This is a genomic window from Bradyrhizobium sp. Kon37, assembly GCF_055807535.1.
This window is the reverse complement of the sequence record NZ_JBVVOY010000003.1, coordinates 318,262-331,275: the sequence shown is the minus strand read 5'-3', so window position 1 is coordinate 331,275 and position 13,014 is coordinate 318,262. Positions and strand designations below refer to the sequence as shown.

Here is a 13,014-nt window from a genome sequence, read left to right as displayed (position 1 = left end):
AGCGTGAAACCTGTACCCCCTCACCCGGATTGCTTCGCAATCCGACCTCTCCCCGCAAGCGGGGCGAGGTAAGAAAGGCATCAGCCTGCGTCTAGGACGGCGGCGACTTCCGCGGCCGTCGGCATCGACGGCCCCGCGCCCATGCGCTGCACGGAGATCGAGGCGGCGGCATTGGCGAAGGCGAGTGCCGCGCGCAAATCGACGCCGTCGGCGAGCTGCGCCGCGAGCGCTCCCACAAAACAATCGCCTGCGCCCGTGGTGTCGAGCGCCTTCACCACGCGGCCTGGTACCGAAATCTCCTCGCGTCCCGCGAGCGCCAGCACGCCGCGCTTGCCGAGGGTCACACAGATGGTCTGGTCCTCGCGCGCCTGAAGTTTTCGCGCGACGTCGAGAATCCGCGCAGCCTCGTCCCTGTCGGACAACTCGACGCCGGCGAGGAGGCCGAGCTCGGTCTCGTTCAGCACGAGAATGTCGACCAGCGCGAGCAATTCGCCCGACATGGTTTGCGCCGGCGCCGGATTGAGCAGCGTCGTAGCGCCGGCCTCGCGAGCCCGCCGGAAGAACGCGGCGATCGTCGGCAGCGGGATCTCGAATTGGCTGACCGCGACATCGCCTTTTGCCAGTAGGACGGTCGCGACGTCGTCGACGCCGACAAGCGCATTGCTGCCGGGAATGACGACGATCGTGTTGTCGGCCTCCGCCACCGTGATGATGGCCGTGCCGGTGTGCGCCTCGGCTGTCTCGCGGATCGCGCCGAGATCGATGCCTTGCGCACCGAGGAACGTCCTCAACTCACCGCCGAACGAATCCTTGCCCAGCCGGCCGATCAACGTGGTCCGCGTGCCAAGCCGCGAAGCCGCCACCGCCTGGTTGGCGCCCTTGCCACCCGGAAAATACAGCACCTGCTTGCCGGCGACGGTCTCGCCGATCTTCGGATGGCGATCGGCTGTCGCCACCACATCCATGTTGATGCTGCCGGCGACGAAGACGCGCCCCATAAGAAACCTCAGATGAGAGACCTCGGCGAACGCTAGACCCTGACCTCGAACTCGTGCCTGACCTTGGCGATGTCGACCAGCGTCGGCAGGCCGGCTTCGTTGCCAAGACGCTGGATCTTGAAGGTCGAGGCTGCCCGGGCAAAATCAAAATGCTCGCGCCAGCTTTTGCCGGGATGGGCAAGATAGGAATAGACATAAGCGCCGTGGAAGACGTCGCCGGCGCCGTTGGTGTCGATCACGCGCTCGCGTGGGATCGGCATCGCCGGCATCACCTGCACCGTTCCGGTCTCGTCGTACCAGAGTAGGCCCTTCTCGCCCATGGTGATGCCGCCGATCTTGCAGCCGCGGCTCTTGAGGTAGTCGAGCATCTTTTCGGGCGTCAGGTCCATCTGCTCGCACAGGCGCTCGGCGACGATCGCGACGTCGATGAATTCCAATAGCTCATGCGTGTTGGTGCGAAGGCCGCCACCGTCGAGCGAGGTCAGGATGCCGGCCTCGCGGCAGACCTTTGCGTAGTGGATCGCGGCATCCGGCTGGTGGCCGTCGACATGCAGCGCGCGGCAGCCGCCGAGATTGAGCATCGGGAACGGATGGATGTGGTCGTCGTCGCGGCAGCGGACGATGGCGCGCTTACCGTCCTTTGGCATGATGAAGGACAGCGAGGACTGGTTGACCTTCCGCCCATGCAGCGAGATCGCGTATTTCGCGCACATGTCCATGAACATGCGGCCGAGCCAGTCATTGGCCGCGGTGGCGATGAGATCGGGCACGATGCCGAGCTTGGCGCAGCAGAACGCCGCGGTCACCGCATTGCCGCCGAAGGAAACCGCGTAGTCGGAGGCCACGTGCTTCTCGTCGCCGGTCGGCATGTGGTCGGTGATGAAGACGACGTCGATATAGGTCTGTCCGATGAAGAGAGCCTGCATTGCTTGTCCGTGATGCGCTTTGTGGTCCCGGCCGGCGTGCTTACTGTAACACCGGTTCCGCCGCGGGACCGCTGAAATTATTCGCAAAACCGGCGCTCGGAGTGCTTGAGGTCGGCATGCGGCCGGAATACGACCATCACCGGGCAATGCCAAGCCCGGACAAACGCCGTCTCTCGGTCCATGGTTCCGGGCCGGTCAACAGGGGGAAGCATGATCACCGGCCTCGATCACGTCGTCGCACTGGTCAGGGATATCGGTGCGGCCAGAGCGGCCTATCAGACGCTGCTCGGACGCGCGCCGGCCTGGCAGAATTCGGGCGAGGGCGCCGACCGTGTGCTGTTCACTCTTGCCAACATGACGATCGAATTGATGGCGCCGAACGGCTTCAGCGTGACCGCCGACCGCATGCGCGCGCTGCTTGGCGACCAGGAAGGCGTGCTCGCCAGCCTGTGCTTTCGTGTCGCGGACATGAGCAAAACGCACCGGCGGCTGGAGCGGGTGGCACTCATGCCGGATCCGGTTGCCGAGGTCGAAAGCAGCGACGCGGAGAGCGGCGCGGTCCTGCACTGGAAGCGGACGCGCGCCGCCACGGAGCTCACGCGCGGCGTGCGCATGTTCTTCCTCGAACTGGCTGATGAGCGCCCGCTTTCGAAGACGACCGATATCGCGCCGATCGATGCACTCGACCACGTCGTGATCACCACGGAGGATTCCGATCGTGCCGCCGCGCTCTATGGCGCGCGGCTCGGGCTCGATCTGGCGCTCGACCGCTCGCACCAGGATTGGGGCCAGCTGATGTTCTTCCGCTGCGGCGATCTCGTCGTCGAGCTGGTGCGCCGCCCCGTCGCAGGCGGCGATTCCCTGCATGACCGCCTTTGGGGCCTGAGCTGGCGGGTGACCGACATCGATGCCACGCGCGCCCGCCTGATCGCCGCCGGCCTCGACGTCAGCGACGTGCGCAACGGCCGCAAGCCGGGCACGCGGGTGATGACGGTGCGGACCGGCACCTGCGGCATCCAGACGGTCCTGCTGGAGCGCTCGCCGAAGCCGGTGGAGTAGGCTAAGCCTTTTTCTCGTCATTGCGAGCGCAGCGAAGCAATCCAGAATCCCTCCACGGTGGCAGTCTGGATTGCTTCGTCGCAAGGGCTCCTCGCAATGACGGCGAGCGCGTGTTACACCCGTCCTAAGACCACCCAGCGAGCAACCGGTTTGGCGAAAGCAGCGGCAAAGCGAACTCTGAAATGGCAGCGCGATCCCGAGGGCATGCGGTTGCGCATTCTCGAAGCCGCCAAGCAGGAATTCTCAGCGCACGGGCTTGCCGGTGCGCGCGTCGACCGCATCGCGGCCAACGCCGGCGCCAACAAGCGGATGCTGTATTATCATGTCGGCAACAAGGACGAGCTCTATCTCGCGGTGCTCGAAGGCGCCTATGACAAGATCCGCAGCGAGGAGCGCGGGCTCGATCTCGAACATCTCGATCCGCCCGAGGCCATCCGCCGCCTGATCGAGTTCACCTGGAATTACTTCCTGCGCAATCCCGAATTCCTGTCGCTGCTCCAGACCGAGAATCTCGCGCGCGCAAAGCATCTCAAGAAATCGACCAAGGTCAAGTCGATGCACTCGCCCTTCGTCGAGATGATCGGCACCGTGGTGCGGCGCGGTGTATCCGGCGGCGACTTCAAGGTCGCGGTCGATCCTGTCCAGCTCTACATCTCGATCGCGGGACTGTGCTTCTTCTATCTATCGAACTCGGCGACGCTCAGCGTGATCTTCGGTCGCGATTTGCTGGCCAAGGACGCCAAGGACGAGCGGCTGGATCACATGGTCGGTCTCGTGCTGGCGGCGCTGACGGGACAGTCGGCCGCGCTGTTAGCCATGACGAAGGCGCCGAAGTCGCACGCCGCGGTGGCGCAGACGGCTTAGCGCGACTTCGTCGTATCGCTGCTTGCGATAATGGAAATTGTGGAGTCGGACTGCTCCCCCAACGTCGTCCTGGCGAAGGCCAGGACCCATACCGCGTGATCCATCGATCGCGCGTGGTGCCAATCCCGAACGCCAGCCTTCGCCAAACTTCACCCTGTGGTTATGGGTCCTGGCCTTCGCCAGGACGACACCGGGGATTTGGCCCGGTCTTCAATCCCAGGATGATCCCAAACCTTCCGGAACCCCCGCCCAAAACGTCGCAGGAAAACCGCTGGACAGTATTTACCCAACGGGTTAATTTCTCACCCAACGAACAAGACGACCGGGAGTGAGACGTGGCTGAGCTGAAGCCGCAGAGTGCGGTGTCCAAGATGCTGAACGCGGCCTGGATCCGGCCGTGTTTGTTCCTGGTGTTCATCGTCGTCGCCTGGGATCTCGCGATCCGGCTGTTCAGGATTCCCGCCTACCAGATCCCGTCGCCGGGCGATGTCATTGCGGTGCTGCGCACCGATTGGCCGGAACTGTTGCGCCAGTCCTGGCCGACGACTTATGCCACCGTCTGCGGCTTCGCGCTCTCGGCGCTGTTTGGTATCCCCATCGCGATGCTGATCGCGGGCTCCAAGACCGTGGAGAGCTACGTCTATCCGTTGCTGGTGTTCTCGCAATCCGTGCCGAAGATCGCGATCGCGCCGCTGTTCGTGGTGTGGTTCGGCTTCGGCATCATTCCGAAAGTAATCTCGGCGTTCCTGCTTGGCTTCTTTCCGGTGGTGGTCTCCGCGGTGCAGGGCTTCAAATCGGTCGATCCAGACATGGTCGATCTCGCCCGCGCCATGCAGGGCAGCCGCTTCCAGGTGTTTTGCGCGGTGAACCTGCCGCATGCGCTGCCGGCGATCTTCTCCGGCCTCAAAGTATCGGTGACGCTCGCCGTGGTCGGTGCCGTCGTCGGCGAATTCGTCGGCTCCAATTCCGGCATCGGCTATGTGATGCAGCGCTCGATCGGCACCTTCGACCTGCCGACGATGTTCGCGGCCCTCGTGATCCTCGCGCTGCTCGGCGTCATCCTGTTCTGGATTGTGGACCGGATCGAGAAGCTGGTCATTCCCTGGCATGTCAGCCAGCGCGAGGACGTGATTTTCGCCTCTTAACAGCAACCAAAGCAACGAACGGCCGCCAACGGCCGACGCAACAACGACAAGGGAGAGTGACGATGAAGCGGTGGATAGGAGCTGTCTCGGCGGCGCTGATGGTGTTCGCGGCCATGCCGGCGCAAGCGGCCGACAAGGTCGTGCTGATGCTCAACTGGTACGTCTATGGCGAGCACGCGCCGTTCTATTACGGCAAGGCCAAGGGCATCTATGCCGCCGAAGGCATCGACCTCGAGATCCAGGAAGGCCGCGGCTCGGCCGCGACCACGCAGGCGGTGGCCGCCAAGACCGCCGATTTCGGCTATGTCGACGTGCCCACCATGATGCGTGCCGCGATCAAGGGTGCGCCAGTGGTTGCGACCGGCGTGCTGCTCCAGACCAGCCCGATGTCCGCCATGGGTTTTGCCGACAAGAACATTAGGAAGCCCGAGGACATCAAGGGCAAGACGGTGGCGATCACGCCGGCCGATTCCATGACCCAGATCTGGCCGCTGTTCTTGAAGAAGACCGGCCTCAAGGAAAGCGACTTCCAGACGGTGGCGGGCGATGGCCAGACCAAGCTCAACGCGGTCATCAACGGCCAGGCTGACCTCTTGCTCGGCTACGTCATGGACCAGTCGATGAAGATCAAGGACGCCACCGGCAAGGACGTCTATCCGATCAAGTTCGCCGACTACGGCATCAACATGGTCTCCTCCGGCATCATCGCCAACACTGATTATGTGAAGGCCAATGCCGATCTCGTCCGCCGCTTCATGTCGGCCACGACCAAGGCGGTCGAGGCTGCCGAGAAGGAGCCGAAGGCCGCGGCGCAATCGATCCTCGATGCCAACCCCAAGGGTGGCAAGATCGACACGCTGACGCAAGGATTTGAGCTGACCATTCCGCTCTACCGGACGCCCGAGACCAAGAGCAAGCGGCCGTTCCAGGTCACTGATCAGAACATGACGGACTCGGTCAATCTGATGGTCGAATATGGCGGGCTCGATGCCAAGGCCAAGGAGAACCCGAAGGCGTTCTACACCAACGACTATCTGCCGAAGAGCGGCTCGTGAAACCTGCGACGAACATGAGTGAAACCCTGCAGCCGGCCGCACATCTGAGACTGGTGAGCGACCGGGCTGCCGGCGATGCGTCGGGCATCAAGCTGTCAGGCGTGTCGAAGACCTACCGGACGCGCGACGGCGATGTGCCGTCGCTGCGCCCGCTCGACTTCCACATCAATGACGGCGAGTTCTTCGTCGTGGTCGGCCCATCCGGCTGCGGCAAGTCCACGCTACTCAAGTTGATCTCGGGACTGCTGCCGCCGACCACGGGCGAGATCCTGGTCGAGGGCGAGAAGGTGACGGCGCCGCACGGCAATGTCGGCATCGTGTTCCAGAACGCGTTGCTGCTGCCATGGCGCAACATCCTGTCCAACGTGATGCTGCCGATCGACATGAAACGGTTGCCGCGGCAGACATATCTGGACCGCGCCAAGGCACTGTTGAAGCTGGTTGGGCTCGAAGGTTTCGAGAAGAAGCTGCCGTGGCAGCTTTCCGGCGGTATGCAGCAGCGCGCCTCGATTTGTCGCGCCCTGGTGCATGATCCCCGGATCATGCTGATGGACGAGCCGTTCGGCGCGCTCGATGCGCTGACGCGCGAGCGCATGAATGTCGAGCTGATGCGGATCCAGCGCGAGACCAGGAAGACGGTTCTGCTGATCACGCATTCGATCCCCGAGGCCGTGTTCCTCGCCGATCGCGTGCTGGTCATGACCGAGCGGCCCGGCGCGGTCGCCGCGATCTACGACGTGCCGCTGCCGCGGCCCCGTTCGCTCGACGTGATGGCCGATCCTGTGTTCACCGAACTCGTGCAGCGCATCCGCAAGCACTTTTTCTCGCAAGGTTCACTGGACTGACGACCATGGCACCGCGCCTGAAGCTGCGAGACATCACCTTCTTCGAGCGACCCGTGCATTTCGCCCGGCCGTTCCGCTTCGGCGCTGTTACCATCAACGCGACGCCGCAGCTGTTCGTGCGGGTCGAGATCGAGGTCGAGGGTAGGGGATCGGCGGTCGGCGCCAGTGCCGAACTGTTGGTGCCGAAATGGTTCGACAAGCGGCCGGAGCTGTCGCCGGCGCAGACGGTGGATGGCTTGCGCCGTTCGCTGGAGATCGCGCGGGGGCTTTATCTCGCGCGAACCGGATTTTTGACGGCATTCGATCTGCATGCCTCGTGCATCGGTGCCCAAGTCGCAACTTGTGCGAAGAAAAACATTCCGCCGCTGGCCGCAGTCTATGGACCCGCGGAAATCGACAAGGCGATCCTCGATGCGCTGCTCCGCGCCGCCGAGACCAATTTCTTCGACGGCATGGCCGGCAACATCGCCGGCATCGATGCGCGGCTTTCGCCCGACCTGAAGGAAACCGATCTCACGACGTTCCTATCGGGCCGGAAGCCGCTGGCACGCGTTGCCATCAGGCATACCGTCGGTCTCGACGACACCGTTGAAGGCGAGGGCGGAGTTGCAGATCCCCACGAGAACTCCGGTGCAAGATACTTCAAGCTGAAGCTGTCGGGGGACCCCGTCGGCGATGCAGCGCGGCTGGCGCGCATTGGCAAGGAGCTTGATGCGCTGGACCATGACTACAAAGTGACGCTCGATGCCAACGAGCAATATGCCGATCTCGCAGCCTTGCATGAACTCATCGGCCGGCTCGACCATGACACTGCGCTGCGATCGATTTCATCCAGGCTGCTCTATATCGAGCAGCCGATGCCGCGCGATGTCACGAGGCACTCGCCCCTCGGCTCGCTCGCAGCGCGCGGCTTTATCATCGACGAAGCCGACGATTCCTACGACGCGTTTCCCGCGGCCCGGGCGCTCGGCTATCACGGCATCTCCTCGAAATCCTGCAAAGGGCTTTACAAGTCCATCGTCAACGCGACGCGCGCAGCGAAATGGAGCGCGGCCGGCGAAAGATTCTTCGTGACCGGCGAGGACCTCACCTGCCAGGCGGGCCTTGCCGTGCAGCAGGACCTTGCGCTCGGTGCCTTCATCGGCATCACCCATGCCGAACGCAACGGCCATCATTACGTGGACGGCTTCGGTGACACGCCCGCCGCGGAGGCCCAGGCCTTCGCCGCCGCGCATCCCGATCTCTATGCGGATGCAGGGCAGGGCATCCGCCTCTCCATTCACAACGGCGATCTCCTGACGGGATCGCTTCATGCAACGGGATTTGCGACGTCGGTCCATCCGGACTGGTCGGCGCTGCGCCCGCTCGAACAACCACAATCACTCTGGGAGCAATCGGTATGACCACCCAACGCCTCGGCCTCATCATGAACGGCGTCACCGGCCGCATGGGACTCAACCAGCATCTGATCCGCTCGATCGTTGCGATCCGCGAGCAGGGCGGCGTCCGCTTGAAGAACGGCGACCGCGTGATGCCGGACCCGATCCTGGTCGGCCGCAGCGCCGAGAAGGTCGAGGCCCTTGCCAAGCGCTACAACGTCACGCGCTGGACCACGGATCTCGATGCGGCCCTCGCCGACAAGAACGACACCATGTTCTTCGACGCCGCGACCACGCAGGCGCGCCCCGGGCTGCTGACCCAGGCCATCAATGCCGGCAAGCACGTCTATTGCGAGAAGCCGATCGCGACGAATTTCGAGGAGGCGCTCGAGGTCGTCAAGCTCGCCAATTCCAAGGGCGTCAAGCACGGCACGGTGCAGGACAAGCTGTTCCTGCCCGGCCTGAAGAAGATCGCCTTCCTGCGCGACTCCGGCTTCTTCGGCCGCATCCTCTCGGTGCGCGGCGAGTTCGGCTATTGGGTGTTCGAAGGCGGCTGGCAGGAGGCGCAGCGGCCGTCATGGAATTACCGCGACGAGGACGGCGGCGGCATCATCCTCGACATGGTTTGCCACTGGCGCTACGTGCTCGACAATCTCTTCGGCGAGGTCGAGAGCGTGAGCTGCATCGGCAACACCGACATCCCGGAGCGTTTCGACGAGCAGGGCAAGAAGTACAAGGCGACCGCGGACGACTCCGCCTATGCCACGTTCCAGCTCAAGGGCGGCGCCATCGCCCACATCAATATGTCCTGGGTGACGCGCGTCTATCGCGACGATCTCGTCACCTTCCAGGTTGACGGCACACTCGGCTCGGCCGTCGCCGGCCTTTCCGACTGCATGATCCAGGCGCGGCAGGCGACGCCCCGGCCGGTGTGGAATCCCGACGAGAAGCGGCTGCACGATTTCTACGGCGACTGGCAGAAACTGCCTGACAACGTCAGCTACGACAACGGCTTCAAGGAGCAGTGGGAGATGTTCATCCGCCATGTCTACGAGGATGCGCCCTACAAGTTCACGCTGCTCGAAGGCGTCAAGGGCGTGCAGCTCGCCGAATGCGCGCTGAAGAGCTGGAAGGAGCGGCGCTGGATCGACGTCGCTCCGATCAAGGTCTGAGCTTTATTGGACAAGTGTCGATGTTATTGAGCCGTCATTGCGAGCGAAGCGAAGCAATCCAGAGTGCCTCCGCGGCAAGAGTCTGGATTGCTTCGTCGCTTCGCTCCTCGCAATGACGGGGAGAGGTCTGAAATCATGAACAAGCCCGTCCTGCCGATGTCGTCGTTGTCGCTCAAGCTGCCGAAGGCCGATCGCTCGATCGAGACCTACCGGCTCGCGGCGTCGCGAACGTTTCCCGCAAAGCTCGAGGGACCGCTGAACCGCATCGCGTTCTCGGCCGTCCATACCGTGACCGATCCATTCGCTGACAACGACCCGTGGCTCTCCGCTGCCGTCGACTGGGACAAGACCATCGCCTTTCGCGAGCACGTCTGGGATCTCGGTCTCGGCGTCGCCGAAGCCATGGATACCGCGCAGCGCGGCATGGGGCTGGATTGGCCGACCTCGCTGGAGCTGATCACGCGCTCGGTCGCTGCGGCCAGGCGGCGCAACGCGCTGGTGTTCTCCGGCGCCGGTACCGATCATCTTGCGGTCGAGGATGCCAGGAATCTCGACGACGTGATCCGCGCCTATGAAGAGCAGGTATCGGCGGTCGAGAAGGTCGGCGGCCGCATCATTTTGATGGCGTCGCGCGCGCTGGCAAAGCTTGGCCGCAACGCCGACGATTACGCAAAGGTCTATGACCGCGTGCTGTCGGGGGTAGCGCAGCCCGTGATCATCCACTGGCTCGGCGACATGTTCGATCCGGCGCTGACGGGATATTGGGGCACCAAAGACCTCGACAAGGCGATGGACACAGCGGTGGCCATCATCAACGCCAACGCCGCTAAGGTGGACGGTGTCAAGGTTTCGCTGCTCGACAAGCAGCGCGAGATCGACATGCGCCGTCGTCTCGACAAGCGCATCAAGATGTACACCGGCGACGATTTTAATTATGCGGAGCTGATCGCCGGTGACGAACAGGGTTTTTCGCACGCGCTGCTCGGCATTTTTGACGCGATCGCGCCGGCAGCGTCCTACGCGTTGTCGCGGTTGGCCGCTGGTGACGAAGCAGGCTTCCACGACGTGCTGGGGCCGACGGTGCCGCTGTCGCGCCACATCTTCAAGGCGCCGACGCGGTTCTACAAGACCGGCGTGGTGTTCATGGCCTATCTCAACGGCCATCAGGACCACTTCACCATGGTCGGCGGGCAGGAGAGCACGCGCTCGACGCTGCATCTGGCGGAGCTGTTCCGGCTGGCCGACAAGGCCGGGCTGCTCGCCGATCCGGAGCTGGCGACGCTGCGGATGAAGGCGGTGCTCTCAACGCGCGGAATCGAATCCTGATGCGTGATTTCTCGTCCGATCATCGCTGGCTGTCGCTCAATACGGCGACAATCCGAAAACAGGGTGACCTCGTCGAAATCATCGAGGCCTGTGCCAGGCACGGCATCCGCGCCATCGATCCCTGGCGCGACCAGGTCGCAGCCGTCGGCCTCGATCGTGCGGCGCGTGCGGTGCGCGAGGCCGGCCTCGAGCTATCAGGGTATTGCCGCGGCGGCATGTTCACGTCGGACGCATCGCGGCGGGGCGAGGTGCGTGACGACAACCGGCGCTGCGTCGACGAAGCCAAGGCGCTTGGCGCGCCCTGCATCGTTCTCGTCGTCGGCGGCCTGCCGCAATATTCGCGGTCGGGCAGCGAGGCGTCGAAGGACATCGCCGGCGCGCGGACGCAGGTCGAGGAGGCGCTCGCTGATATGCTCGATTACGCCAAACAGGCCAAGCTGCCGCTGGCGATCGAGCCGCTGCATCCGGCCTATGCGGCAGACCGCGCCTGCGTCAACACCACGAAGCAGGCGCTCGACATCTGCGACCGGCTCGATCCTGATCGCAGTGGCATGCTCGGCGTCGCCCTCGACGTCTATCACATCTGGTGGGATCCGGAGCTGATGGGGCAGATCGCGCGCGCCGGCCAAGATCGCCTGCTCGCCTTCCATGTCTGCGACTGGCTGGTGCCGACCAGGGACATTCTCAACGACCGCGGCATGATGGGCGACGGCGTGATCGACATCAAATCGGTGCGCGCAGCGGTCGAAGCACAGGGCTTTGCCGGTTATTCAGAGATCGAAATCTTCTCCAACGACTGGTGGAGCAAACCGATGGACGAGGTGCTGCAAACCTGTATCGCGCAGCACAAGACGGTGGTTTAGGCCTTCCGGAATTGGTTGCGCGCAACGGCGCCGATGGCCTGAGATGTCAAATGGTTGCGCGCAATCACCGGCGCATCCCGCGGCGGTAACCTTCTACTGTGCATGGGGTTGTTTTCGCGTTTTTTTGTTTTGAGGCTTCAACCGATTGCGCAGGGCACGCTCAAAAAGCCGCGGAACCGCACCCGTCCGCCCCTGACCGGCTGTCCGCTCACGGCATAGTTGGGGAAGCGCGCCAAGAAGCGTGAGACCGCGATGGCGCCTTCCAGCCGCGCCAGCGCCATGCCGGCGCATTGATGCGCACCGGTGGCGAAGGCGAGATGCCGGTTCGGCGTGCGCGCGACGTCGAAGCTCTCGGGGTCCGGAAACTGCGCCGGATCCCGGTTGGCCGCGCCGATGCACAGCGTGATCGACGTGCCGGCGTCGAGCGTGACGCCGCCGAGCTCGACCCGCTCCGTGGTCATGCGGTTGCCGAGCTGGTTTGAGCTCTCGTACCGCAGGATCTCTTCGACCGCAGTCTTGATGAGGTCGGGGTTGTCGATCAGCCGCCGCTTCTGATCCGGATTGCGGTCGAGCGCCACGAGGCCGTTGCCGATCAAATTGGTGGTGGTCTCGTGGCCGGCATTGAGCAGGAAGATGCAGTTGTGCAGCAGCTCCTTCTCGGTCAGCCGCTCGCCGTTATCTTCACCCTGTATCAGGCACGTCAGCACGTCGCGTTCGGGGTTGCCGGGCCTTTCGCGCCGGCGTGCGACCAGCGTTTCGAGATAGGCGAGAAAATCCGTCACGGCCTTGTTGCCGCGGGCAGCGACTTCAGGCGACACGACCGGTTCGAGGGCGCCCAGGATCGCCAGCGACCACTCGCGCAGCGGCGCGCGCTCGTCATGGGGCACGTCGAGCAGATTGCCGATCACCTCGATCGGGATCGAGGCGGCGAAATCCTCGATCAGCTCGCAATCACCTTTGACGGCGATGGCGTCGAGCAGTCCGTCGACCAGCTTGATGATATCGGGCTCCATCCCCGCGATCGCGCGCGGCGACAGCGCGCCCATGATCAGGCGCCGCACGCGCGTATGCGCCGGCGGATCGTTGAAGACGAGGCTCGTGGTGTGGTGTTCGTGGAGCGGGGTGTCGCCGTATTTCGGCCCGAACTCGCGCTTCTTGTCCGAGCTGAACGACTTTGTGTTCTTGTAGGTCGTGACGAGGTCGTCATAGCGGGTCAGGAATACGGTGCCGTTGCGCAGGCGCTTGACCGGCTCGTTCTCCCGCAGTGCACGATAGGTCGGGTAGGGATCGTCGTAGAATTCCGGCGTCAGCTTCTCCAGATCGAAACTGGCTGCCAGTTCATTCGCACTTGCGTTCATGCCGCCATACTCGCCGGTTGAGTC

12 protein-coding genes are annotated in these 13,014 nt (G+C 63.7%); 9 read left to right on the top strand and 3 right to left on the bottom strand.

All coding sequences use genetic code 11. The annotated features are described in order from the left end of the window. Window positions 1-80: 80 nt before the first annotated feature. Together AC0L3J_RS09470 and AC0L3J_RS09465 are read right to left on the bottom strand one after the other, a co-directional pair. Window positions 81-998, bottom strand: coding sequence for a ribokinase (locus AC0L3J_RS09470; RefSeq protein WP_456765347.1), 918 nt, complete (start codon window positions 996-998; stop codon window positions 81-83). Window positions 999-1,030: 32 nt separating this feature from the next. Further along, window positions 1,031-1,924, bottom strand: coding sequence for a sugar kinase (locus AC0L3J_RS09465; RefSeq protein ID WP_007593904.1), 894 nt, complete (start codon window positions 1,922-1,924; stop codon window positions 1,031-1,033). Window positions 1,925-2,134: 210 nt separating this feature from the next. On the opposite strand from AC0L3J_RS09465, the gene AC0L3J_RS09460 reads away from it, so the two are divergent. From AC0L3J_RS09460 to AC0L3J_RS09420, 9 genes are all read left to right on the top strand, one after another. After that, window positions 2,135-2,983 carry a VOC family protein gene (locus AC0L3J_RS09460; protein ID WP_456765346.1) on the top strand — a complete coding sequence of 283 codons (849 nt, stop codon included), beginning with the start codon at window positions 2,135-2,137 and terminating at the stop codon, window positions 2,981-2,983. Between the two features lie 204 nt (window positions 2,984-3,187). Further along, entirely contained in the window at window positions 3,188-3,847 is a 660-nt protein-coding gene (locus AC0L3J_RS09455; protein ID WP_456769676.1) for a TetR family transcriptional regulator, read from the top strand. Window positions 3,848-4,182: 335 nt separating this feature from the next. Next, window positions 4,183-4,992 (top strand): ABC transporter permease, encoded by an 810-nt coding sequence (locus AC0L3J_RS09450; RefSeq protein WP_456765345.1) that lies wholly within the window; start codon window positions 4,183-4,185, stop codon window positions 4,990-4,992. Between the two features lie 62 nt (window positions 4,993-5,054). Beyond that, on the top strand, window positions 5,055-6,047 hold the full coding sequence (locus tag AC0L3J_RS09445; RefSeq protein ID WP_456765344.1) for an ABC transporter substrate-binding protein: 993 nt from the start codon (window positions 5,055-5,057) through the stop codon (window positions 6,045-6,047). A 14-nt stretch (window positions 6,048-6,061) separates the two neighbouring features. Then, the gene (locus AC0L3J_RS09440; RefSeq protein WP_247360165.1) at window positions 6,062-6,892 is read left to right on the top strand and encodes an ABC transporter ATP-binding protein; all 831 of its coding nucleotides are present in this window, start codon (window positions 6,062-6,064) and stop codon (window positions 6,890-6,892) included. A 5-nt stretch (window positions 6,893-6,897) separates the two neighbouring features. Beyond that, window positions 6,898-8,295: an enolase-like domain-containing protein gene (locus tag AC0L3J_RS09435; protein WP_456765343.1), complete on the top strand. Its 1,398-nt coding sequence runs from the start codon at window positions 6,898-6,900 to the stop codon at window positions 8,293-8,295. After that, window positions 8,292-9,443 (top strand): Gfo/Idh/MocA family protein, encoded by a 1,152-nt coding sequence (locus tag AC0L3J_RS09430; protein ID WP_473346813.1) that lies wholly within the window; start codon window positions 8,292-8,294, stop codon window positions 9,441-9,443. Before AC0L3J_RS09435 ends, AC0L3J_RS09430 begins: the two co-directional genes overlap by 4 nt. 135 nt (window positions 9,444-9,578) lie before the next feature. Further along, window positions 9,579-10,769 (top strand): dihydrodipicolinate synthase family protein, encoded by a 1,191-nt coding sequence (locus tag AC0L3J_RS09425; protein ID WP_456765341.1) that lies wholly within the window; start codon window positions 9,579-9,581, stop codon window positions 10,767-10,769. Beyond that, window positions 10,769-11,632 carry a sugar phosphate isomerase/epimerase family protein gene (locus AC0L3J_RS09420; RefSeq protein ID WP_456765340.1) on the top strand — a complete coding sequence of 288 codons (864 nt, stop codon included), beginning with the start codon at window positions 10,769-10,771 and terminating at the stop codon, window positions 11,630-11,632. The genes AC0L3J_RS09425 and AC0L3J_RS09420 overlap by 1 nt, the downstream gene beginning before the upstream one ends. Window positions 11,633-11,769: 137 nt before the next feature. Here AC0L3J_RS09420 and AC0L3J_RS09415 read toward each other — a convergent pair whose 3' ends face one another. Further along, the gene (locus AC0L3J_RS09415; protein ID WP_456765339.1) at window positions 11,770-12,990 is read right to left on the bottom strand and encodes a cytochrome P450; all 1,221 of its coding nucleotides are present in this window, start codon (window positions 12,988-12,990) and stop codon (window positions 11,770-11,772) included. Between the last annotated feature and the right edge of the window lie 24 nt (window positions 12,991-13,014).